The sequence below is a fragment of the Leeuwenhoekiella obamensis genome, assembly GCF_055391795.1.
In genome coordinates this window covers 2,243,746-2,267,828 of sequence record NZ_AP029251.1, presented here as the reverse complement: position 1 = coordinate 2,267,828, position 24,083 = coordinate 2,243,746, and the positions used below count along the sequence as shown (strand labels likewise).

The following is a 24,083-nucleotide window of genomic DNA, read 5'->3' as shown; positions in this document are numbered from 1 at the left end:
TGCTTATAATTTCAGCAATTGATGACTTTCTGGGTTGTACAAGTAGTCGTACTTGTTTGTTCCTCCCAATGTGTCATCAGATTTTAATTGCTGGTAAAAGTTTTTGGCTCCAGCCAAAACTAATTCGCCTTCTCTAGTAAGGACAAAACGTTCGCCGTTGTGCTCATAGAAAGGTTTTAATTTTTTAATAATGTGCATGATCTGAATATCGCCATAACCATAATATCCTTGATAACTTAAGGCGTAACCACACAACTGGATCTCTGAGGTGATCAGATGTTCTTTGATCAATTTAAGAACGTTAGTTTCGAGCGTATTTAAGCCAGTAAGTGCGTTAGGGTAGCGTTCTAGATGCGCACGGATGCAACTTGAAAGATATTTGAAATTGCTGCTTTTACGAATTTCTGGTTTGAGTTTATTGGGGTTTTGACCGCAATATAATTCCCAGATAAAAGCTGCCATCTCAATGTCATCTTCGGTGAGATGAATTTTACTTTCATAATGTGCGAGCAATTGTTTGTCGCTAAGTTCAGACAGGCCTTTGAGTTCTTTTTCACCTTTTACACGACCGCTACATACTAAATAAATAGGTTCTGTGCGTTTATGCTGCACAAGATAACTTATGGCGGCAAGCATGTTTATATGACAAAAAAGATCAAACTCGAACCAAAGGATTATTTCATCATAGGTTTCAAGTTTTTCAAGCTTGTTGAGTTGAGAGACAAATTTTTCTTCATAATCACCTTCTGGGATATTGTAAGACTCTTGTAAGAACTTTTCGCGCAAAGCGATAAACTCATTAGAACCTACTTCTTGAACGGTGGGACCTTCACAGAGCATCTCTCGCCACACGATGATCTCGCCGTCTAGGCTGATCTGGGTTAGTCTATCCGTTAGCGAATCACCATTAGTGATATGAAGAATTTTCTTGCTCATAATAAAAGTTTTAGCCTCCCACGCGCTTCACTTTAAAACCTTTGTCTTTTAAAAAAATCATGATCTTATCGCGATAATCGCCTTGTATGAGGATTTGTTCTTTTTTAAAACTTCCGCCTACGCCAAGCATAGTCTTGAGCTCGCGAGCAAGTATTTTAAAATCATCATCAGCGCCTGTGTAACCTTCTATAATGGTTATGGGTTTGCCGCGACGTTTTTCATACTTGCAAATAAGCGGATCGTCTTGCATCCAGATATCCAGACCATCGTTCTCAACCTGTTCTGGCTGTTCTTCCTCATGGTCTGGAAAAAGATTTTTTAATTGATCTCTAAGATCCATAGTTTATTCTTTTATCAACCCGATCTCTACCAGACGCTGGTGTAAAAATTCGCCAGCTGTGATGTCTAGATACGCTTTAGGGTGATCTGTATCAATACATTCTTCTAAACAGTTTAATTTCATGTCACTGCGAGGGTGCATAAAAAATGGGATAGAATAACGTGGTGTGTGCCATTGTTCCTTTGGTGGATTTGCCACACGGTGAATCGTTGAGCGCAATTTGTTATTTGTGTGTCTTTCTAGCATATCGCCTACATTGATCACAAGCTCATCTTCATTAGGGATCGCATCGATCCACTCACCATCTTTTCTTAATACTTGTAAACCACCGGCTGATGCTCCCATCAATAATGTGATAAGGTTGATATCGCCGTGAGCTCCTGCACGTACGGCTCCTTTAGGTTCAGTTTCAATAGGTGGGTAGTGAATAGGTCTTAAAATGCTATTTCCATTTTTGATCCATTTGTCAAAGTAAAATTCATCAAGACCGATGTAAAGCGCTAGCGCGCGAAGAACATAAATACCGGTTTTCTCAAGCATTCTGTATGCTTCCATACCTGTTTCATTGAAGTTATCAAGTTCTTCAACTTCTACGTTGTCTGGATATGGCTCAGGGAGATTTGCATCTTCATCAACGTCCTGGCCAAAATGCCAAAACTCTTTTAAATCTCCTTCTTTCTTGCCTTTTGCATGCTCTTTACCAAAAGAGATATAACCGCGTTGCCCGCCTAGACCAGCGATCTCGTATTTCTCTTTTACATCAAGAGGAAGATCAAAAAAAGATTTTACTTCACTATATAGATTGTCAACAAGTTGATCATCCAGAAAATGATTTTTTAAGGATACAAAACCTATTTCCTCATAGGCTTTACCAATTTCTTCTACAAATTTCTGTTTGCGTTTAGGATCTTCACTTAAGAAGTCTGCAAGATCAACACTAGGGATGTTGTTCATTTTTTATCAATTTTAATACTTACAAATATATTGAAAAAGCCCACGACGGCGTTCTAAAGCAAGCTTAAAAGCTGTTATAAAGAAGTTATAAAAAGCCATATTTTTCATAAATTTCTTTATTAGCTTAACATAACTTTTGTAAATCACCTCTATATGCAGTTTGATCGATCTAATCTTAATGATTCACAGTTAGTTGAACTTTATACGGCAATGCTGTTGCCTAGATTGATCGAAGAAAAAATGCTTATTCTCCTGCGTCAAGGAAAAATTAGCAAGTGGTTTAGCGGGATGGGGCAAGAGGCGATCGCAGCAGGAGTGACCTCAGCGTTAGAAAATGATGAATACATCTTGCCCATGCATCGCAATCTGGGAGTTTTTACAACACGCCGGGTTCCTCTAGAACGACTTTTTGCGCAATGGCAGGGTAAGGCGTCTGGTTTTACAAAAGGTAGAGATCGTAGTTTTCATTTTGGCACGCAAGAGTTTAAGATCATTGGGATGATCTCGCATCTTGGTCCGCAAATGGGTGTGGCAGATGGTATTGCTTTAGCTTCTAAGCTTAAGAACGAGAAAAAAGTCACTGCGGTTTTTACTGGTGAGGGCGGCACGAGCGAGGGTGATTTTCATGAAGCGCTCAATGTCGCGGCTGTTTGGCAATTACCAGTGATCTTCTGTATTGAGAATAACGGCTACGGACTTTCAACACCCACAAACGAACAATATAATTGCAAGAAACTTGTGCATCGCGCCGTAGGCTACGGGATGGAAGGTCATTCTATAAAAGGTAATAACATTCTTGACGTTTACACGAAAATCACTCAGCTAGCTCAAGACTTGCGTCAAAATCCTCGTCCTGTTCTCATTGAATTTGAAACCTTCCGTATGCGGGGTCATGAGGAAGCAAGCGGTACAAAATATGTTCCTGAAGAGCTCATGGCAAAATGGGCGAAACTTGATCCAGTAGACAACTACAGAGAATTTTTGATCGCAGAAGATATTATTTCGCTGCAGCGAAATGAAGAAATAAAAGCTGAACTACAAACACAAATTGATCAAGCCTGGGAAATCGCAAATGCAGCACCAGCAATAGAATCTACTATTGAAAATGAACTCGCCGATGTTTTTGCAAAAGATGAGCAGCGGTTTGAAAAACCACAAGGAGAAAAATCCGAAATACGTTTTATAGACGCGATCTCGTCAAGTTTGCGTCAAAGCATGGAGCGTCATGATGATCTTGTGATCATGGGTCAAGATATTGCAGAGTACGGCGGCGTTTTTAAGATCACTGAAGGTTTTGTGGAGCAGTTTGGTAAAGAACGCGTGCGCAATACACCCATTTGTGAGTCGGCTATTGTTGAAGCCGCATACGGTCTCTCTTTGCAAGGAATGAAGGCTGTGGTCGAAATGCAATTTGCAGATTTTGTTTCGTCTGGTTTTAATCCTATAGTGAATTTACTTGCCAAAAGTCACTACCGCTGGGGGCAAAATGCAGACGTTGTTGTGCGCATGCCTTGCGGCGCTGGCGTGGGCGCTGGGCCTTTTCACAGTCAGACAAATGAGGCTTGGTTTACGCACACTCCCGGGCTCAAGGTTGTATATCCCGCATTTCCGGAAGATGCAAAGGGTTTGCTTGCTGCATCTATAAATGATCCTAATCCTGTGCTGTTTTTTGAGCATAAGGCGTTGTATAGAAATATACGTCAGGAAGTGCCGATTGATTATTTTACGTTGCCATTAGGTAAGGCGGCAACTGTCGCTCATGGCGAAAAGATCACCGTCGTAACTTATGGCGCTGGCGTGCATTGGGCATTAGCTGTTTCAGAGGCAAATCCGCAGTTTTCAATAGATATTATTGATCTAAGAACATTAATGCCTTTAGATTTTGAAGCCGTAAAGTCTTCACTAAAAAAGACGGGAAGGATCATAATATTGACTGAAGATGTCTTCCACGGAAGCATAGCTTCAGACATTGCAGCTCGAGTGGCAGATGATTGTTTTGAACTTCTGGACGCGCCTGTTAAAACGGTGACAAGCATAGCCACAGCAGTACCTTTCGCCGAAAGGCTTGAAAAAAATTACCTACCTAAAGACCGTTTTGTAATAGCGATCGAAGCGCTTCTTAACTACTAAAAGTTAAAATTTTATCGATTTCTCAGTAGAACACTATTTCTCCTTAACTCAATTTAACAAGAGCTAGTTAAACGTTATTAATAATCGCATTGGCGATAGATTGTCTTTATAATTTAGCCGTGACTAATTAATCTAAAACTTTATACTATGTTACGTTGGACAATAATATTCGTGATAATCGCAATTGTAGCCGCAGCTTTTGGATGGGGTGGTATTGCTTCTGGTGCTGAGAGCATCGCAAAAATTCTATTCTTCATCTTTATTGTACTGTTCTTGATCAGTCTTGTATCAAGATTATTTAGATAGAAGAATACATACACTTTACTAATAAAAACTATTGAAATGAAAAAGATATTAATTCTACTTCTTGTGGGTGTCTTTGCTGCTTCATGTGGGCCTAGCAAGGTTGTACAGCAATCTAGAAAAACCCTAAAGGGATATTGGAACCTTGACAGCATTAATTATGGCGATGCGCCAGGTGTTTATGATGTAACACTTTTTGGTGATACTTCTTCAGAGTGTCTAGTAGGAAGTACATGGAGGTTTATCCCTAATAACAATTTTGGTAACTACGAGATCACAAGTTCTGGTTGCCCTGTAGGTCAGCGTTATTTTGTTTGGACCATTCCAGATGTTGATAATACTGCTACTTCTTCATATGATATTTTATTGAAGCCTACTGATGAGAAAATGCGTTCTACAATGAACAATAAAGGTTTCAGATTGAGTATTGATTACTTGTCTGAAGATTCTTTGACCTTTACACAAACCGTTCAATATAATGGTAAGCCTTTTAAAATTGTAATGAACTTCTCTAAGCTTCAAGAATAACAATCTCAATTAAAAAGAAACAGATGAAAACTATATTTAAATCTCTTGCTGTAGTAGTGCTTTCGGCGATGCTTTTTACAAGCTGTGAGGCTACTCGTAACGCAAATAATAAACAAAAAGGTGCCGTGATAGGTGCTGCAGGTGGTGCCATTATTGGTGCTGTAATAGGAAACAATGTGGGTAGTGGTGACAACTCAGAACTAGGTGCCGTGATAGGTGGTGTTGTGGGTGGTAGTGCCGGTGCGATCATTGGTAACAAGATGGATAAGCAAAAGCAACGTATCGAGGAAGAAATTCCTGGTGCTGAGGTAGAGCGTATTGACGACGGTATCGTTGTGAACTTTGATGAAAATAGTGGTGTGTATTTTGCTACTGAAAAGTACAATATTAACGCCGCTTCTCAAGAAACACTTAATGGTCTTGCGCAGGTGATGATGGAGTATCCACAAACTAACGTACTTGTGGTAGGTCACACAGATAGTTCTGGTAGTGATTCTTACAACATGACCTTGTCAAAAAACAGAGCAGAGGCAGTGACAAACTATTTAGTGGGTCGTGGTCTTGATGCTGGTAGATTTACAACACAATGGTATGGTGAAACACAGCCAAAATACGATAACAGTACTGCCGAAGGTCGTGCTAAAAACCGTAGAGTAACACTTGCGATTGTGCCTAATCAGCAGATGAAAGAAGAAGCTAAGCAACAAGCTGGCGAAGGACAATAGTCATACGTCCATTTTAAATTTGAATTATAACACTAAAATCCCGTGGCGCTTTGCGCTGCGGGATTTTGTATTTTTAAAAGGTGATACAACAAGATATTCTCATCATAGGTGGCGGCCTCGCAGGTCTTACAGCAGCCATTCATCTTTCTAAAGCTGGATTTGCGGTAACACTTATAGAGAGATCAGAATATCCGCGTCATAAGGTTTGTGGAGAATATATCTCTAATGAAACATTGTCTTACCTCAATTTGTTGGGTATAGATCCTTTTGCAAATGGAGCTGTTAAGATCAATTCTTTTAAATTTACGCATACTACAGGAGATGCTTATACGGCAGATCTGCCGTTAGGTGGTTATGGCATTAGCCGCTTCAATATTGATAATATCCTTTATCAAAAAGCAAAAGCACAGGGCTGCACCTTCATTTTTGATAAAGTAGCTGAGGTGTTTTTTGATAAGAGTTCATTCTCGGTGGAAACTGCTTCAGGGAAGATATTACAAGCAGATCTTGTTATCGGGGCATTTGGTAAGAGAAGTAATCTGGATGTCTCGCTTTCGCGAAAATTTATCAAAAAGAAAAGCCCGTGGCTGGCCGTAAAAGCTCATTACACATGCGACGTGCCAGAAAATGAAGTGGCACTTCATAACTTTAAAGGAGGCTATTGCGGAATCTCCAAAGTAGAAAACGATGCTGTGAATGTTTGTTATTTGGCAACTTATGAGAGTTTTAAAAATTACAGAGACATCGCAGAATATCAACAACAGGTGCTTTACGAAAACCCTTATTTAAGAGATTTTTTCGCTACAGCGAAAATGACTTTTGCAAAACCACTTACCATAAGTCAGGTTTCGTTTGATAACAAGGAGTTAGTTAAAGACCATATTCTAATGTGTGGCGATAGCGCAGCACTTATTCATCCGCTTTGTGGTAACGGCATGGCAATGGCAATAATGGGAGCAAAAATCCTGTGTGAAACTATTATTGAGCATTTAGAAACAGGCGCGTTAGATCGAGAGAAGTTAGAGGCCAATTATAAAAAAGCATGGAGAAAACAATTTAAAAGTAGAATACGCACGGGTAGAATGTTGCAGTCTGTTTTTCAAAATGACACACTCTCAGGTATAACGGTAAATATTGCAAAGACTTTCCCATCTTTAATACCTAAGGTTATCCAACTTACACACGGCAAAGCATGAAAACAAGAAGTAAAGAACCTGAGTTGATGGATGATCACACCCTGCCAGATGATCAGCTACAGGCGGCACTTAATGATATTTCATTGGCTAATAAATATCTGGGCGGAAATAATATCACCATAAACGGCTTACAGTACTTTTTTAAAAAATACTCGCAATCTAAATATACGATCGTCGATATGGGATGTGGCGATGGCGAGGTGTTACGTGAGGTCGCCCGTTACTGTCGCAAGAAGAAAATAAATGTAAATCTTATAGGTGTTGATCTTAATGCTAAGAGCATCACGTTAGCTAAAAACAATTCTAAAGCATTTCCCGAAATTCGGTTTTTGCAGCAAGATATTTTGCAATTAAAGTCTGAAGATCTGCACTGTGATATTGTGACCAGTACGTTGACTATGCATCATTTTGAAGATGATCAGATCCTAGATTTTCTTAAACATTTTATGCGTTTGTCAAAGCTGGGCGTGGTAATAAATGATTTACATCGAAATCGTCTGGCGGCCATGCTGTTTCAACCGTTAAGTCGTATTTTTATGAAAACCCATGTCGCCCGGCATGACGGACTGGTTTCAATACAACGGGCGTTTAAAAAGAAAGAATTACAGCTATTCTCAAAAAAACTTAACCTTACATCTTACCAGATACGCTGGCGGTGGGCATTTAGATATTTATGGATAATAGACAGCAAAGCGTAAAAGTCGTTGCCGCGGCTAAAGAACTTCCGGCATATTCAAAGAACACAGAAGAGATCATAGATTTTCTTGACATCTGGTTAGAAGGTCAGGAAGAACGCTTTGTGCGAAAGGTAAAAAAGATCTTTCAGGGGGCGGGAGTTGATAAACGCTACAGCGTCATGGCTCCAGAAGAAGTCTTTACAGAAACGAGTTTTGCTCAAAAAAATAATATTTATACCCGCGAGGTAAAAAAGCTAGGGGAGAATGCCTTAAAAAATGCTTTGGCAAATGCCGGCTGGGATCCCACAGATATAGATTATATTATCACGGTAAGCTGCACTGGGATTATGATTCCCTCACTGGACGCATACTTAATAAATGCGCTTAAACTTCGTCAAGATGTGGTGAGGCTTCCGGTTACAGAGATGGGTTGCGCGGCCGGCGTATCTGGTATGATATATGCACAAAACTTTCTCAAGGCAAATCCCGGTAAAAGAGCCGCAGTTATCGCGGTAGAAAGTCCAACAGCTACTTTTCAACTCAATGATTATAGCATGGCAAATGTGGTGAGCGCGGCGATCTTTGGTGATGGTGCCGCTTGTGTTTTGCTGTCATCAGCAGAGGAAGATGCAGGACCAGAGATCATCCATTCTGGGATGTATCACTTTTTTGACGCTACACATATGATGGGTTTTGATCTGGTGAATACAGGCCTTAAGATGGTGCTTGATAAAGAAGTGCCTAATACCATCGCCACGCATTTTAATGACATAATCCTGCCTTTCTTAGAAGGGGCAAATCTTAATATAGAAGATCTGAATCACCTTATTTTTCATCCCGGTGGTAAGAAGATCGTGCAAACAGTTGAGGAACTTTTTGGTAAAATGGGTAAGAATATAGATGACACAAAAGAAGTGCTCAGATTATACGGAAACATGAGTAGCGTTACCGTGCTTTATGTGCTAGAGCGTTTCTTAGAACGCAAATTACCTAAGGATGATTATGGATTAATGCTTAGTTTTGGACCAGGTTTCTCTGCACAACGCACCCTTTTAAAATGGTAAAAGAATTCAATCTTAACAACAATAATGAGTGGGCACTTATCTTAGGAGGTAGCTCAGGTTTGGGTTGGGCTTCCGCCAAAAAACTTACGAGCCACGGACTTAACCTTTGCATAGTGCATCGCACGCGCCGCAGCAAACTGGCCGATTTTAATGAAGGTTTAGAAAAATTCCGTGAAGACGGAATTCAGGCTGTTGACTTCAACATAGACGCACTCAAAGCAGAAAATATTAAGCAGGTGCTTGATTTTCTTAATGAGCAAAACGCTAAAGTGCGGTTGCTGCTACACAGCATCGCAAAAGGAAATTTAAAACCTCTAGTTGCTTCGGAAGAAACGAAGAATCTTTCAACTACAGATTTTACATTGACGATAGAAGCCATGGCAACCAGTTTGTACACTTGGGCAGACGCAGTGATCAAGGCAGATCTTTTTTCGCCGCAAGGCCGAATAATAGCATTTACCAGCGAGGGAAGCTCAAAACCAGCGCCTAGTTATGCAGCAGTATCTGCGGCAAAAGCCACGCTAGAAGCTTTAGTGCGCAGCATGGCGTTTGAATATGCGTCGCTGGGTCTCACAGCAAATTGCATACAAGCGGGAGTGACAGATACTGAGAGTTTACAGATGATACCGGGCAGCGATAAACTGAAAGAACAAGCGTTGATGCGCAATCCTTTTAAGCGGTTAACCACGCCAGAAGATGTGGCAAACGCCGTGTATTTACTAACAAAAGATGAAGCCAAATGGATCAACGGTATCGTGCTTAAAGTAGACGGTGGCGAACATTTGCGATAATACCCTAAAATAGAATTTTGATGAAAATAGACTTACGAAGCGATACGATCACAAAGCCTTCTGCAGGCATGCTTAAAGCGATGATGAGTGCTGAGGTGGGTGATGATGTATATAAAGAAGATCCTTCTATAAATGCGCTTGAGAAAAAGATCGCAGACCTTTTTGGGATGGATGATGCGCTGTTTTTTCCTACCGGGAGTATGGCAAATCAAGCGGCGATAAAAATGCATACGCAACCTGGCGAACAGCTTATTGCTGATAAATATGCGCACGTTTATAATTATGAAGGTGGCGGCGTTTCGTTTAACAGCGGCGTGTCTTGTAAGTTGATAGATGGTGATCGCGGTATGATCACGGCAGAGCAGGTTAAAGAAAGTATCAATCCGCCAGATTTTTATCACAGTCCATTGACGTCACTGGTGTGTTTAGAGAATACAACAAATAAAGGTGGCGGCGCGTGCTATGATTTTGGAGAAATTCTTGAGATCAAAAAAGTATGTGACGATCACGGTCTGGGTTTGCATCTGGATGGCGCTCGTTTATGGAATGCGCTTTTAGTAACTGATGAGTCGCCTAAAGACTATGGTAAAGTGTTTGACACTATCTCTGTGTGTTTAAGCAAAGGTCTAGGATCGCCCATGGGATCTGTACTGGTGGGCAAAAAGAAGTTTATGGATAAGGCTATGCGTGTGCGCAAGGTGCTAGGTGGCGGGATGCGCCAAGTAGGTTTTATGGCTGCCGCCGGAATTTACGCCATAGACCACCACTGGCAATTGATGAAAGATGATCACAGACGCGCCAAAGAACTCGCTGCGGCACTTGCCGGTCATGCTAAAGTAAAAGCGGTAGAGCCAGTAGAGACAAACATCTTGATCTTTTATCTTAATGACGATGTCAATGAAGCCGACTTTATGGCGGAGCTTAAAGAAAACAACATCCACATAAGCTCAATGGGACAAGGCAAACTACGCATTGTGACCCATTATGATTACACGGCAGAGATGCATGATAAGTTTTTAGAGTTCTTAAGTTAGAAACTTAGAAGTATGTAAAACAAAAAGACGGCACTTGCCGTCTTTTTTATTTTAGAAAATTTAGATTGTTATAAAGCTAATTTCTCTAGCCATTCTAGGTTGCGTTTATCCATAGCCTCCTGTGATATCAACCTTCCATTTTTAATGTCGTCTTCGCTCATATCAAGCATTTCTTTTTGAGCTAAAGTCAACTCAACAACATCTGATTCACTCTTGCTAGTAGAAATTAGATGATCAATTGCCATTAAAAACTCTTTGTTATTTATATTCATGATCTTGTCGATCAGTCCGCTGCGTATTTTGTCTACCGTTGCCATGAATCTACATTTATTTTACAATTTCGGGAATTATAATGAGATTTTATAATCTTAATTAATTCTATTCTATCGCTTTCGCGGAAATGAAACACAATAGCATTAATGACTTTTAATTAAAATTTTGCTTCTTGATTGAGACAATATAGCTCTTAAACCCATTAATGATTGAGAAGCATATTGCTCTATCGTCCAATCAGAAATAGGTATGGTGTTCAATCCTTTTTTAAAGTCTTTATGAAATGTACTCCAGAGGTCTGGTAGTAAAAGCGCACCAAATAGAAATATGGTAAATGACGGAATAGAATAATTGCCATTACCTATCATAAAGGCCTGCATGCGTATCTCATCTTCTGGTGTCATATCATACCCTAACAGAACATGCTTTAGATCATGACTTTCATAACGAGGCACAAGAGTAACATTATGGTGTGCTAGCGTATTAGCAATTTCTTTTCCTAATGAACCTTCTTTTAGAAGCTGTAAATCATCAACCTTTTTAGTATAAACATCCATTGTGCTAAAAAGCTGAATACAATAAACAGAAGCATCAAAGCAATACTTGATTATTGATCGAGATATCTTTTGGAGCAGGTTCAATTTTTAAGGTGGGTTCAAATTAATTAAATATCGTTTTTTCTAAAAAGGCGATGCCTAATAACAGCATCGCTTAATTTGCTCCACTGTAAAGAATCGGCAAGAACGAATTTGATATTCTGATTTCCGGAATTAAGAAGATGTTTAGGTATGTTGCGAAGATTATCTTCTTTAGTGTAAAAATAAAAGATTATATCGCTCGTGAAAATGGAATAGCAATCATCAGACATTTGAAAAGCGGTGAATATTCCTTTAAATTCTCTTTTGCCGGCTTGTGGTTTGTATGCAATAAATTCAAAATCTGGAGAATTAATAATATTGTCTATATTTCTAAGAAGCTCTTTATGCGAGTCGAATAGGTTTTTATCTAAAAAGGATCTTATAGTCGTTTCTACAAAATTTGATAATTTAAAGTTCGTGAACATTGGATGTGTGCAAACAGAAATTCTCCATAGAATTGAATAATAAAAAAGTTTGAAGATTGATGAATTTAGATCTAAGCATTCCAAAACTTTATTAGGAGATATTTCATAAATCTTAAATTTCTCTTTTCTGTTATTGTAATCATTTATACTGATAAGTTTTCTTGCAAAGTATGTCTCAAGTACTTCAAATCGCTTTTCACATGAGGAGCAGATTAGATGATCTTCTTTAGGAGTGTCCTGTGTTTTTAGAATTTTTCCATTTCTATTTATTTGGAGAGAGTGTCGAGGTTTACTTTTTTCGAATAGTGGTTTTCCTAAGAATTTAGGTATAATGTGAGAATTCTCATTATCAGCCTCATTAATTTCACAAAGAGGGCAAATTTTCATAAGTATTCTTATATATAGAGTTTGTCCTTCAATATACCACTTTCTCCTTCAGTACAATACAGTCACCCGCTAACAAACCTAAAAACTCTACCAAACGTTAAAGCCGCTGCACAGTCCGCTAAGGCAATGCAGAGCGTGCTAAGGCGTTGCACAGTACGCTAAGGCGATGCAGAGCCCGTCCCGGAGGTTGCAAAACGCGTTCCGGCGATTACACAGTGCGCTAAGTCGCTGCAGAGCCCGTTCCGGAGGTTACACAGTGCGTCCTGGAGGTTACACAATGCGTTCTGGTGATTACAGAGTGCGCTAAGTCGCTGCAGAGCCCGTTCTGGCGGTTGCACAACGCGTTCCGGGCGTTGCACAATGCGTTCCGGGCGTTGCAGAGCCTGTTCCGGAGGTTGCACAACGCGTTCCGGTGATTACACAGCCCGTCCAGACGCTGCACAGCGCATCTGCAAGGCGCCTAACTGAGGTGCATAAAAAACAGATGACCCCTTTGCAGTGATCATCTGTTTGTTCTTTTGGCGAAAGCCATATTCTCAGTTTGCAGTTTGCAGTTCTCAGTTCTCAGTTCTCAGTTCTCAGTTTACAGTGTTCAGTTTACAGTTTTAAGCAGTAAGTTGTATTAGCTTCACTGCCTACTGAATACCGCCGACTGCCGACTGATTACTGAATACCGCCGACTGCCGACTGAACACTGCCCGCTGAATACTGACTATTTAAACATATCCAGCCCTGGGATGTCTGGCATACCTTCTTTTGCCACAGCGGCAAGCTCAGTGTCGTGAGTGGTTTTTGCGCGGTCTAGTGCTTTGTTAAGCGTTAAGATCAGGTAATCTTCCAGCTGCTCCTTGTCTTCTAGCAGTTCGTCGCTTATCTCAAGTGATTTGATCTGTCCTGCCACAGATACAGAGGTTTTTAGCAGTCCGTCGCTGCTGGCTTCGTCAATATATACGGTCTCTAAGCGTTTTTTAGTCGCTTCGGCTTTTGCTTTTGCTTCCTGAATTTTGGACATCATGCCCATCATATCTCCAAACATATCTCTCTTTTTAAGTTTTCAACCCTCAAAATTACTAAATTGAAGAAGTTCTAAACGTTAACCATTCATGAAAAAAATTACTGCTGTTGCCCTCGTAACGTTTATTTTTGCGGTTGCTTGCAAAACTGAAAACAACAAAGATTTGAAGAATACCATAGCCCCGCCGGTAGCACAAAAGATCCCCAAAGAACTGGAGAAACACGGCGACGTTCGCATAGATGATTATTTCTGGATGAACGAGCGCGACTCCCAGCCAGTGCTAGATTATCTCAATGCAGAGAACGACTATTATGATGCGCTTACCGCACATACAAAGCCACTGCAGCAAAAACTTTTTGAGGAGATGAAGGCGCGTATTAAGGAGGACGATGCTTCTGTGCCGTATAAATACAACGGCTACTGGTATTACACCCGCTATGAGACGGGCAAGAACTACCCGCTGTATTGCCGCAAAAAAGAAAGTATGGATGCGCCAGAAGAGGTGATGTTTGACAACAACGCCATGGCAGAGGGGCATTCTTATTTTAATCAGGCGGGTTACAGTGTGAGCACAAATAATCAGTTGGCTGTCTTTGGGGTAGACACCGTGAGCCGTCGCAAGTATGTGATGCAGTTTAAGAATCTTGAGACGGGTGAGATCTACCCAGAGAAGATAGAGAATACTACCGGTCGCGCCGTTTGGGCAAACGATAACAAGACCATTTTTTATACCCGCAAAGACGAGCAAACCCTGCGCAGTAGCCAAATCTTCATGCACGTTTTGGGCGAAGACCCAGAAAAAGACACCCTGGTATATGAGGAGGAAGACGAGACCTTTAGCGTGGGAGTTTTTAAAACCAAGTCTAAAGAGTATATCATGATCGCTAGCAGTAGCACGTTAACGTCAGAGTATCGTTTCGCTTCCGCGAAAGGGACGCAGTTTGACTTTAAAGTGGTGCAACCCCGTGAACGCGGACTAGAGTATAGCGTGTCGCAGTTTGAGGATCATTTTTATATCCTGACAAACAAAGACGATGCGACAAACTTTAAACTCATGAAGACGCCTGTAAGCCTTACGGCGAAAGAGCATTGGGTAGAGGTGATTCCGCATCGAGAAGATGTCTTGCTTGAAGATATTGAGATCTTTCAGGATTATCTTGTGGTAGATGAGCGCAGCAACGGTCTTAATAAGATAAATATAAAACGCTGGGATGGGTCAGTAGATTATTACTTACCATTCTCTAGTGAAACATACACCGCATATATTGGTATTAATCCAGAGTTTGAAACCCATAAGTTGAGGTTTGCATACAATGCGATGGATACGCCACCATCTGTGATAGAGTTTGATATGCAAACTAAAGAAGAGGTGGTGCTTAAGGAAGCTGAGGTTTTAGGCGGTGATTTTGAGAAAGAGAATTATGAGACTAAGCGTATCTGGGCAACCGCTGAAGATGGCGTTAAAGTGCCTATATCATTAGTATATAAAAAAGGCATTGAGCTAGACGGAAGCAATCCTGTGTTGCAGTATGCGTATGGTAGTTATGGCCACACCACAGATCCTTCGTTCTCAACTTCGCGCATCAGCCTATTAAACCGCGGATTTATTTTCGCAATAGCGCATATACGTGGTGGAGAATATATGGGTCGCCAGTGGTATGAAGATGGTAAACTCTTTAAAAAGAGAAATACATTTACAGACTTTATCGCTTGCTCAAAGCATTTGATCAATGAGAAATACACCAGCGCAGAACATCTTTATGCTTATGGCGGTTCAGCCGGTGGCTTGTTAATGGGTGCAGTAGTAAATATGGCACCAGAATTGTACAATGGCGTGATAGCGGCAGTCCCTTTTGTAGATGTGGTTACCACAATGCTAGATGATTCTATACCGCTCACCACATCAGAGTATGATGAGTGGGGTAACCCTAATGAGAAAGACTATTATGAATATATGAAGTCATATTCTCCATACGATCAGGTGGTAGATACAGCATTCCCAAATATCCTAGTAACAACAGGATATCATGACAGCCAGGTGCAATACTGGGAACCTGCAAAATGGGTCGCAAAAATGCGAGAGCATAATACAGGAGAAGCTAAGATCCTTTTTCATACAAATATGGATGCCGGGCACGGCGGTGCATCGGGTCGTTTTGAGGCACTTAAGGAAATTGCGGAGGACTATGCTTTTATTATTGATTTAGAAGGTAAGAACGAGTAATTGAAATAGAATGCGTAAATTTGCAAGGTTTTGAAAAAAGGATTTACTAGAATCCATTCAAAAAGCAAGTTGGCAACAAAACTTCTTTTATGAAAGAACAACTCAACGTTTACGATAACGTACTTCAGCTTATAGGCAACACACCGCTTATAAAACTCAATAAAATTGTAGAAGATTTTCCTGGTGAATATTTTGCTAAGGTAGAAGCTTTTAATCCTGGTCATTCTGCAAAAGACAGGATCGCTTTCCATATTCTACAGAGCGCTGAAGAGCAGGGAATTTTAAAACCCGGCGACACCATTATTGAGACTACATCTGGTAACACCGGTTTTAGTATCGCGATGGTTAGTATCGTAAAAGGATATAAGTGTGTTCTTGCAGTAAGTTCAAAATCTTCTAAAGACAAGATCGATGCATTGCGCAGTATGGGAGCAGAGGTACATGTTTGCCCAGCTCACGTTGCAGCAGATGATCCTAGAAGTTATTATCAGGTTGCTAAAAGACTACATGAAGAAACTCCGGGTTCTATATACATTAACCAGTACTTTAATCAGCTTAACACAGAAGCGCATTACAAAACTACTGGTCCTGAGATCTGGAAACAAACTGAAGGTAAGATCACTCACTTAGTTGCATGTAGTGGTACTGGAGGTACTATTTCTGGAACAGCAAGATTTTTAAAAGAGCAAAACCCAGAGATCAAAATATTAGGTATTGATGCATACGGAAGTGTGCTAAAGAAATACCACGAGACACAAGAGTTTGATAGCAATGAGATCTACCCATACCGCATAGAAGGTTTAGGTAAGAACCTTATTCCTACAGCAACGGACTTTGATGTGATAGATCACTTTGAGAAAGTATCAGACGAAGAAAGCGCGCACATGGCTCGCAAGGTTTCAAGAACTGAAGGTATGTTTGTAGGATACACTTGTGGAGCAGCTGTGCAAGGTGTGAAGCAAATGGCCGAAGATGGTGTTTTTGACAAAGACAGCAAGGTGGTTGTTATCTTCCCAGACCATGGTAGAGCATACATGAGTAAGATATATAGTGACGACTGGATGCGTGATCAAGGCTTCTTTGATGATCATGAAATTGACCAGCCAAAAAAGATAGAGTACGTTAAATAACACTAAATGCACTAATAATCAAGGCTTCTCACGCGAGAAGCCTTTTTTAATTTTATTGAATACTGCGATGTGTTAATTTATTGTTATGCTGTTAAAAATGTGTAGTTTTGCTACCTGTTTGAAAACCGTTGTATGAAAGACTTATTTGATAAAATTTACAAGGATAAAGGCCCCCTTGGGAAGTGGGCATCTCAAGCTGAAGGTTACTTCGTATTCCCAAAATTAGAGGGTCCTATTTCAAACCGTATGAAATTTCAGGGCAAAGATGTTATCACATGGAGTGTGAATGATTATCTAGGTCTTGCAAATCACCCTGAAGTGAGAAAAGTAGATGCAGAAGCCGGTGCTGAATATGGTTCTGCATACCCTATGGGCGCTCGTATGATGAGTGGTCATACTTCTCTACACGAGCAATTACAAGATGAACTTGCAGCTTTCGTGAAAAAAGAAGCAGCATATCTATTGAACTTTGGATACCAAGGGATGGTTTCTACAGTAGATGCTCTTGTTTCTAAAGATGATATTATCGTTTATGATGTAGATGCACACGCATGTATTATAGACGGTGTTCGTTTACACATGGGTAAGCGTTTTACATACAAGCACAATGATGTAGAAAGCATTGAGAAAAACCTGCAACGAGCTACTAAACTTGCTGAGCAAACTGGCGGTGGTATCTTGTTGATCTCAGAAGGTGTTTTTGGGATGCGTGGTGAGCAAGGAAGACTTAAGGAGATCGTTGCGCTTAAAGAGAAGTACAACTTCCGTCTTTTTGTAGATGATGCACACGGTTTTGGAACATTAGGAGCTACAGGTGCTGGAGCAGGCGAGGAGCAAGGCGTACAAGATGGTATAGATGTTTATTTTGCAACTTTCGCAAAGTCTATGGCAAGTACAGGAGCTTTTATCGCGGCAGATAAAGAAATTATAGATTACCTAAAATATAACCTGCGTTCACAAATGTTCGCAAAGTCGCTTCAAATGCAACTTGTAAAAGGAGCGCTTAAGCGTCTTGATATGCTACGCAGCATGCCAGAACTTCGTGAGAAGCTTTGGGAGAATGTAAACGCACTACAAGGCGGACTTAAAGAAAGAGGTTTTGATATCGGTACAACACAGAGTTGTGTAACGCCAGTGTATCTTAAAGGTAGCATTCCAGAAGCGATGGCGCTTGTAAAAGACCTTCGTGAAAACCACGGAATTTTCTGTAGTATCGTTGTATACCCTGTGATCCCTAAAGGTTTGATCTTACTTAGACTTATCCCAACGGCTACGCACACGTTGCAAGATGTTGAAGAAACACTAGACGCTTTCTCAGCAATACGTGAGCGACTTGAGAACGGTACTTACAAAAGACTTTCGGCTAGCGTTGCTGCGGCAATGGCAGGAGCAGAATAAGCATATTTAGCTTTCGCTAAAAGTACAAAGCCGTCCCATCTGGGCGGCTTTTTTATTTTGGCTTAAAGCCAAAACCATAAAATCTTAAACCTTAAAATCCTCCGGAAAAACTGAAATATCAAAATCCCAAATTGCCGGCAATAGGAAGTATGTAAAAAATGTGATCAGCACGATTGAAAATATATTCAGCCAAATTCCAGTTTTCATCATGTCTGGAATTCTTAAATATCCAGAACCAAATACGATCGCGTTAGGCGGTGTCGCTACCGGAAGCATAAAAGCGCAAGAAGCTGCAACAGTAACGCCCACCATTAGTAAATAAGGATGCGTATCAAACAAAACCGCAACCGGAACTATGATAGGAAGCAACATTGCTGTGGTGGCAAGATTAGAAGTTATCTCGGTTAAAAAGTTTACCGCAGCAACCAGCAGAAGCACAAGAACAAATAACGATATCCCTTGAATAGAAGTGAGTTTATCACCAATAAACTGAGCCAAACCAGAATTAGTAAAACCTGTGGCGAGTGCTAGACCGCCGCCAAAAAGCAGAATAATGCCCCATGGTAATTTAATGGCTTCTTCCCAATGTAGAATACGTTTCCCTTTTTCGCCGGAAGGCAAAATAAAAAGCACAATAGCAAAGAAAATCGCGATCACTGTATCGTCAATTCCCGGTAATAGCTTTGCTAGTATAAAAGATCTGGAGATCCAGCAAAGCGCTGTAAGAATGAAAACTATGAGGACTGCGCGTTCTTGCTTTTTCATTTTTCCTAGTTCGCTGAGTAATCTTTTTACTTCAGCGCGACCACCTGGGAAGGATTCAGGGATTTTGACATCTTTACTTTTAAAGGCAAAGCGAGTGAGATAAACCCAGCATACAAAAAGCATGATCACAGATATGGGTAAACCGTATTGAAGCCATTGCATAAAGCTGATCTCAACACCGTATGTTTTCTCGAGTACGCCGGCTAGAACCAGATTAGGCGGTGTGCCGATCAATGTCGCAACACCACCTATGGACGCAGAATACGCAATCGCAAGCATCAGCGCTTTGCCAAATGCTTGCTGTTCATTTTCTTTTGTGGCGGCGTTATCTTTTAATTGCGTTACTATCGCCATACCTATGGGTAGCATCATTACGCTTGTCGCCGTGTTTGAGATCCACATAGATAAAAACGCGGTTGCCGCCATGAAACCTAAGATGATTCGGTTTGTTTTTGTGCCCATGAGATTGATGATGTTCAAGGCGATGCGGCGGTGTAAATTCCATTTTTCAATAGCGATGGCGATTATAAAGCCGCCCATGTATAGAAACACATATTTATGACCGTACGACGGTGTGACTTCCTCGATATTCAGTGCTCCCGTGAGCGGGAAGAGAACAAGCGGTAATAAGGCTGTTACTGCAATGGGTACAACTTCTAGCATCCACCAGACAGCCATCCAGATCGCGGTTGCGAGTACTGCGTGGCCTTTTGGCGAAAGCCCATCTAACTGAATGAATTGAGTAAAAAGTAAGAATAAAAATGGCCCTAGAATTAGACCAATGATCTTTGAAACTTTCATAAATAGGGTAAATGAGACGGCTTACAAGATAGTGAAATAGCGTTAACGCTGGTTTAAAATTGAAAAACTAGGCGGTATGCAGGAAGTTTCTTTTTTACATAAATATGTATTTTGTGAGCTGAAAATTATCCAAATAAAAAATAAGCGTATTTTTTACGTTTTATAACGAAATCGATGTATATTTAACCCAGTTAAACCTTTTTTAACTGCTTAAACAATTTTAAAGATGACTACATTTCGCTTAAGCGCAACGGCATTATTACTATGTTTAGTGAGCCTATCCTGCAAAAATGAAAAGAAAGAAGCGGTTACAGAAACCGAAGCTCCTGCACCAGAATATTTGTATGCTCAGCATATAGATTCTACTGCATTTATTCAAGATTCTGATTCTATACCGTTAAAATTATATACCCTCAAGAACAAAAATGGTATTGAGGTGACTTTTACAAACTGGGGTCAGCGATTAGTTTCGTTATACACGCCAGACAAGAATGGAGAGTTTGATGATATCGTTCTTGGTTTCCCAACGCTTGATGGGTACAAGAATGCAAATGAGGTTTACATCGGGTCTACAATAGGTCGTTATGGAAACCGTATTGCAAAAGGTAAATTCTCAATAGGTGATGAAGAATACACGCTAGCGACAAATAATGGTGAGAACCATTTGCACGGTGGTGGTCCAGCAGCTTTTAATAAAGTGCCATGGAATGCTGAGCAAATAAACGATAGCGAAGTTGTATTTACACGTCTTTCGCCAGACGGCGAAGAAGGTTATCCTGGTAATCTTGAGGTGCGTGTAGAATATACACTTACTGATGATAATGAACTTGTGATCAAATATTTTGCAACTACAGACAAGACAACTCCGGTTAACCTTACGCATCATAGCTTCTTTAACCTTACGGGCGAAGGTAGCGGCGAATCTGTAAATGGAAATTTACTTACCATTAATGCAGACAAATTCACTCCGGTAGATTCTGGTTTAATCCCAACGGGAGAATTAAGATCTGTAGAAGGAACTCCGTTTGACTTTAGAGAAGCAAAAGCAATAGGTCAAGATGTAGAGGCAGATAACGAGCAACTGGCAATGGGTAAAGGTTATGATCACAACTTTGTGCTTAACGCAGAGCCTAAAAATGACGACGGACTAACATTTGCAGCAAAAGTTGTTGACCCAAAAAGCGGTAGAACACTTGAGGTTTATACAGATGAGCCAGGACTTCAATTCTACGGAGGTAACTTTATGGATGGGTCTGACACTGGTATCGCTGGCAAAGCTTATGAATTCAGAACTTCATTTGCGTTAGAGACTCAGCATTTTCCAGATTCTCCTAATCAGCCAGACTTTCCATCTACGTTGCTAGAGCCAGGACAGCAGTACACTTCAACGTGTGTTTACAAATTTGGTGTAGCAGAAGGTCAAGAGTAAAAAACAGTCGTCATGAAAAAACAGATCTATATTTTACTTGTTTTGGCTTTAAGCCAAATACCTTTTACTGCGACCGCTCAGGGCGAAAGATGGACCATTGAAGAAGCCGAAGCTTGGTATGCAAAATACGACTGGCTGAATGGTGCAGATTTCTTGCCTAGCACAGCGATAAATCAGCTAGAGATGTGGCAGGAAGACACGTGGGATCCTGAAACAATTAAGAGAGAATTGGGTTATGCTTCTAAAATTGGCATGAACATAATGCGTGTGTATTTACACAGTTTAGCATACAAAGCGGATCCAGAAGGTTTTAAAAAACGCATGGATGAATATCTTAAGATCTCTGATGGTCTGGGAATAAAAACCATGTTTGTGATCTTTGATGATGTGTGGAATGATCAACCAAAAATTGGTAAACAACCTGAGCCAAAACCAGGAACACACAACTCTGGATGGGTGCAAGATCCAGGTTACCCAATGTCTAAAGATGAGAAGAACTTCCCTGAACTTGAGAAATATGTAACTGATATCATGACGACATTTAAGGATGATGATCGTGTGATTTTTTGGGACGTATATAATGAGCCAGGAAACTTCAATAAAGGAAATGAGAGTTTACCATTGCTTAAAGCTATCTTTAAATGGGCACGCGCGGTAGATCCTTCTCAGCCTATTTCTGCAGGGATATGGAGCTGGCCACTTACAGACCTTGGCGCAGTACAAGCTTTAAATTCTGATATTATTACATATCACCACTACGGTCCGCCAGAGGATCACCGTAAGATCATCCAATTATTAAAAACCCATGGTCGCCCTATGATCTGTACAGAGTATATGGCGCGTACGCGAAATAGCCGCTTCTCTAATATCATGCCTGTTCTTAAAGAAGAAAATGTAGGAGCGATAAATTGGGGTCTTGTAAATGGTAAAAGCAACACGATCTATCAATGGGATACACCCATAGATAGTGGTGAAGAACCGGATGAATGGTTTCATGATATCTTTAGAAAAGATGGAACTCCATATCGCCAAGATGAGGTAGATATGATCATGAAACTTAACGGAACAAAAGAATAAACACAATCAACCTATAACAACAATGAAAAAGTACAATTTTCTACTTCTTGCTTTTTTGGCGAGCACATTAACTTTTGCTCAGTGGAAGCCGGAAGGAGATAAAATTAAAACAAAGTGGGCCGAAGAAATTAACCCAGATAACGTATTGCCAGAATATCCACGTCCTATTATGAAACGTGGTGAATGGAAGAATCTTAACGGACTTTGGGATTACAGCATCGTAAAAGCCGGTAGCGCAAAGCCATCTAAATTTGATGGTGAGATCTTAGTTCCTTTCGCAGCAGAATCTTCTCTTTCTGGTGTGATGAAAGAAGTAGGTAAGCAAAACGAACTTTGGTATGAGACTTCGTTCTCTGTGCCATCTAGCTGGTCTAGAAAAAATGTTTTGCTACACTTTGGCGCTGTAGATTGGAGAGCTGAGGTATATATCAATGATGTTAAGATCGGGATGCACGAAGGTGGTTATGATCCTTTCTCTTTTGATATCACTCCTTTTATAGGTAGAGGAACTCAAAAACTTTCAGTTAAAGTTTGGGATCCATCTAACGAAGGTCCTCAACCTCGCGGTAAGCAGGTAACAAAACCAGAGGGAATTTGGTACACACCAGTAACTGGTATTTGGCAAACCGTTTGGCTAGAGCCAGTAGCAGAAAAAAGCATCGCAGATCTTAGAACTACTCCAGACATTGATGCAGGAACGATCAAGTTTGAGGCAGAAGTTGATAATGCTTCTTATGGCGATGTTGTAGAAGTAACCGTTTATGATGGTGGCAAGCAAATCGCAAAAGCATCTGCAGAGGCTTCACAAGAGGTTGTGATCCGTATTCCAGATGCTAAACTTTGGTCTCCAGAGAGTCCATTTCTTTATGATACTAAAGTAAAAGTGATCAGCAATGGTAAAACTACTGATGAGGTAGAAGGATATTTTGCTATGCGTAAGATATCATCTAGAAGAGATGATAAAGGTATCATGCGTATGCAGCTTAACAATAAAGATTACTTCCAGTTTGGTCCTTTAGATCAAGGATGGTGGCCTGACGGATTGTACACTGCTCCAACTGACGAAGCATTAAAATATGACATCGTTAAGACAAAAGAGCTAGGATACAACATGATCCGTAAACACGTAAAAGTAGAGCCAGCGCGCTGGTACACCTATTGCGATCAATTAGGTATGCTTGTGTGGCAAGATATGCCAAACGGTGACCATCAGAAGGACTGGCAGTCTAGAAGATTTTATCAAGGTAGCGAGTTTGAGCGTAGCGAATACTCAGAGAACATCTACAAAAAAGAATGGAAAGAGATCATGGATGATCTTTACTCATATCCTTCAATCGTAGTTTGGGTGCCGTTTAATGAAGCTTGGGGTCAGTTTAAAACTGTAGAATATACAGAGTGGACAAAAGAATATGACCCTTCAAGGTTAGTGAATTCTGCGAGTGGTGGTAACCACTTCCTTCAGGCGGGAGATATTCTTGACCTGCACAGCTATCCAGATCCTAATATGTTCTTGTTTGACGCAAGTCGTGTAACAGTATTAGGCGAGTATGGAGGTATAGGTTTACCGCTTCAAGATCACCTGTGGAGACCTAATCAAAACTGGGGTTATGTGAAATTCAATAGCTCTAAAGAGGTTACAGATGAGTATGTGGCTTACGCCAAAAAACTTCAAGACCTTGTAGCTTCAGGATTCTCTGCGGCGGTTTACACACAAACCACAGATGTAGAAGGAGAAGTCAACGGCCTTATGACGTATGACCGTAAAGTAGATAAAGTAGAAATTGCTCGTGTGCGTGCAGCAAATGAAGCTGTAATAAACGCGATCAATGATTAAGTTCAGTTT

At 40.6% G+C, this 24,083-nt stretch carries 23 protein-coding genes; 15 read left to right on the top strand and 8 right to left on the bottom strand.

Annotation, left to right across the window (positions count from 1 at the left end):
• Nucleotides 1-3 precede the first annotated feature (3 nt).
• From ACZ5L8_RS09930 to ACZ5L8_RS09920, 3 genes are read right to left on the bottom strand one after another with little or no spacing between them, the layout of a single operon-like run.
• Nucleotides 4-936: a DUF1835 domain-containing protein gene (locus ACZ5L8_RS09930; protein WP_464437078.1), complete on the bottom strand. Its 933-nt coding sequence runs from the start codon at nt 934-936 to the stop codon at nt 4-6.
• Nucleotides 937-946: 10 nt separating this feature from the next.
• Nucleotides 947-1,276, bottom strand: coding sequence for a translation initiation factor (locus ACZ5L8_RS09925; protein ID WP_464437077.1), 330 nt, complete (start codon nt 1,274-1,276; stop codon nt 947-949).
• A 3-nt stretch (nt 1,277-1,279) separates the two neighbouring features.
• Nucleotides 1,280-2,230, bottom strand: a complete 951-nt coding sequence (locus tag ACZ5L8_RS09920) for an isopenicillin N synthase family dioxygenase (RefSeq protein ID WP_464437075.1) — start codon at nt 2,228-2,230, stop codon at nt 1,280-1,282.
• A 153-nt stretch (nt 2,231-2,383) separates the two neighbouring features.
• On the opposite strand from ACZ5L8_RS09920, the gene ACZ5L8_RS09915 reads away from it, so the two are divergent.
• The 9 genes from ACZ5L8_RS09915 to ACZ5L8_RS09875 all read left to right on the top strand — a co-directional run bounded on the left by ACZ5L8_RS09915 (nt 2,384) and on the right by ACZ5L8_RS09875 (nt 10,678).
• Entirely contained in the window at nt 2,384-4,360 is a 1,977-nt protein-coding gene (locus tag ACZ5L8_RS09915) for an alpha-ketoacid dehydrogenase subunit alpha/beta (RefSeq protein ID WP_464437073.1), read from the top strand.
• A 147-nt stretch (nt 4,361-4,507) separates the two neighbouring features.
• Entirely contained in the window at nt 4,508-4,666 is a 159-nt protein-coding gene (locus ACZ5L8_RS09910; protein WP_462597436.1) for a DUF1328 domain-containing protein, read from the top strand.
• 36 nt (nt 4,667-4,702) lie between these two features.
• On the top strand, nt 4,703-5,191 hold the full coding sequence (locus ACZ5L8_RS09905; RefSeq protein ID WP_464437071.1) for a lipocalin family protein: 489 nt from the start codon (nt 4,703-4,705) through the stop codon (nt 5,189-5,191).
• Between the two features lie 23 nt (nt 5,192-5,214).
• Entirely contained in the window at nt 5,215-5,916 is a 702-nt protein-coding gene (locus ACZ5L8_RS09900; RefSeq protein ID WP_464437068.1) for a YiaD family glycine zipper/OmpA-like lipoprotein, read from the top strand.
• Between the two features lie 80 nt (nt 5,917-5,996).
• The gene (locus ACZ5L8_RS09895; protein WP_464437067.1) at nt 5,997-7,112 is read left to right on the top strand and encodes an NAD(P)/FAD-dependent oxidoreductase; all 1,116 of its coding nucleotides are present in this window, start codon (nt 5,997-5,999) and stop codon (nt 7,110-7,112) included.
• On the top strand, nt 7,109-7,810 hold the full coding sequence (locus tag ACZ5L8_RS09890; protein WP_464437066.1) for a methyltransferase domain-containing protein: 702 nt from the start codon (nt 7,109-7,111) through the stop codon (nt 7,808-7,810). The genes ACZ5L8_RS09895 and ACZ5L8_RS09890 overlap by 4 nt, the downstream gene beginning before the upstream one ends.
• Nucleotides 7,786-8,853 carry a type III polyketide synthase gene (locus ACZ5L8_RS09885; RefSeq protein WP_464437065.1) on the top strand — a complete coding sequence of 356 codons (1,068 nt, stop codon included), beginning with the start codon at nt 7,786-7,788 and terminating at the stop codon, nt 8,851-8,853. The genes ACZ5L8_RS09890 and ACZ5L8_RS09885 overlap by 25 nt, the downstream gene beginning before the upstream one ends.
• Nucleotides 8,847-9,644 carry an SDR family oxidoreductase gene (locus ACZ5L8_RS09880; RefSeq protein WP_464437063.1) on the top strand — a complete coding sequence of 266 codons (798 nt, stop codon included), beginning with the start codon at nt 8,847-8,849 and terminating at the stop codon, nt 9,642-9,644. The genes ACZ5L8_RS09885 and ACZ5L8_RS09880 overlap by 7 nt, the downstream gene beginning before the upstream one ends.
• 20 nt (nt 9,645-9,664) lie before the next feature.
• Complete coding sequence (locus tag ACZ5L8_RS09875) at nt 9,665-10,678, top strand: threonine aldolase family protein (RefSeq protein ID WP_464437061.1); 1,014 nt, start codon at nt 9,665-9,667, stop codon at nt 10,676-10,678.
• A gap of 68 nt (nt 10,679-10,746) precedes the next feature.
• Here ACZ5L8_RS09875 and ACZ5L8_RS09870 read toward each other — a convergent pair whose 3' ends face one another.
• The 4 genes from ACZ5L8_RS09870 to ACZ5L8_RS09855 all read right to left on the bottom strand — a co-directional run bounded on the left by ACZ5L8_RS09870 (nt 10,747) and on the right by ACZ5L8_RS09855 (nt 13,437).
• Nucleotides 10,747-10,995, bottom strand: a complete 249-nt coding sequence (locus ACZ5L8_RS09870) for a hypothetical protein (RefSeq protein ID WP_464437059.1) — start codon at nt 10,993-10,995, stop codon at nt 10,747-10,749.
• 99 nt (nt 10,996-11,094) lie between these two features.
• On the bottom strand, nt 11,095-11,508 hold the full coding sequence (locus ACZ5L8_RS09865) for a hypothetical protein (protein ID WP_464437057.1): 414 nt from the start codon (nt 11,506-11,508) through the stop codon (nt 11,095-11,097).
• Nucleotides 11,509-11,615: 107 nt separating this feature from the next.
• Entirely contained in the window at nt 11,616-12,401 is a 786-nt protein-coding gene (locus ACZ5L8_RS09860; protein ID WP_464437056.1) for a hypothetical protein, read from the bottom strand.
• A gap of 712 nt (nt 12,402-13,113) precedes the next feature.
• Nucleotides 13,114-13,437, bottom strand: a complete 324-nt coding sequence (locus ACZ5L8_RS09855; RefSeq protein WP_464437054.1) for a YbaB/EbfC family nucleoid-associated protein — start codon at nt 13,435-13,437, stop codon at nt 13,114-13,116.
• Between the two features lie 67 nt (nt 13,438-13,504).
• On the opposite strand from ACZ5L8_RS09855, the gene ACZ5L8_RS09850 reads away from it, so the two are divergent.
• From ACZ5L8_RS09850 to ACZ5L8_RS09840, 3 genes are all read left to right on the top strand, one after another.
• Nucleotides 13,505-15,640 carry a S9 family peptidase gene (locus ACZ5L8_RS09850; RefSeq protein WP_464437052.1) on the top strand — a complete coding sequence of 712 codons (2,136 nt, stop codon included), beginning with the start codon at nt 13,505-13,507 and terminating at the stop codon, nt 15,638-15,640.
• Between the two features lie 89 nt (nt 15,641-15,729).
• Nucleotides 15,730-16,770, top strand: a complete 1,041-nt coding sequence (locus ACZ5L8_RS09845; RefSeq protein ID WP_462597447.1) for a PLP-dependent cysteine synthase family protein — start codon at nt 15,730-15,732, stop codon at nt 16,768-16,770.
• A 132-nt stretch (nt 16,771-16,902) separates the two neighbouring features.
• Entirely contained in the window at nt 16,903-18,168 is a 1,266-nt protein-coding gene (locus tag ACZ5L8_RS09840; RefSeq protein WP_464437050.1) for an aminotransferase class I/II-fold pyridoxal phosphate-dependent enzyme, read from the top strand.
• 84 nt (nt 18,169-18,252) lie between these two features.
• Here ACZ5L8_RS09840 and ACZ5L8_RS09835 read toward each other — a convergent pair whose 3' ends face one another.
• Nucleotides 18,253-19,734: an SLC13 family permease gene (locus ACZ5L8_RS09835; protein WP_464437048.1), complete on the bottom strand. Its 1,482-nt coding sequence runs from the start codon at nt 19,732-19,734 to the stop codon at nt 18,253-18,255.
• A gap of 226 nt (nt 19,735-19,960) precedes the next feature.
• Here ACZ5L8_RS09835 and ACZ5L8_RS09830 point away from each other — a divergent pair, with 226 nt between their 5' ends.
• From ACZ5L8_RS09830 to ACZ5L8_RS09820, 3 genes are read left to right on the top strand one after another with little or no spacing between them, the layout of a single operon-like run.
• Nucleotides 19,961-21,163 carry an aldose epimerase family protein gene (locus ACZ5L8_RS09830; RefSeq protein ID WP_462597450.1) on the top strand — a complete coding sequence of 401 codons (1,203 nt, stop codon included), beginning with the start codon at nt 19,961-19,963 and terminating at the stop codon, nt 21,161-21,163.
• A gap of 12 nt (nt 21,164-21,175) precedes the next feature.
• Nucleotides 21,176-22,240 carry a cellulase family glycosylhydrolase gene (locus ACZ5L8_RS09825; protein ID WP_464437046.1) on the top strand — a complete coding sequence of 355 codons (1,065 nt, stop codon included), beginning with the start codon at nt 21,176-21,178 and terminating at the stop codon, nt 22,238-22,240.
• A gap of 22 nt (nt 22,241-22,262) precedes the next feature.
• Complete coding sequence (locus ACZ5L8_RS09820) at nt 22,263-24,074, top strand: glycoside hydrolase family 2 protein (protein WP_464437044.1); 1,812 nt, start codon at nt 22,263-22,265, stop codon at nt 24,072-24,074.
• Nucleotides 24,075-24,083 lie beyond the last annotated feature (9 nt).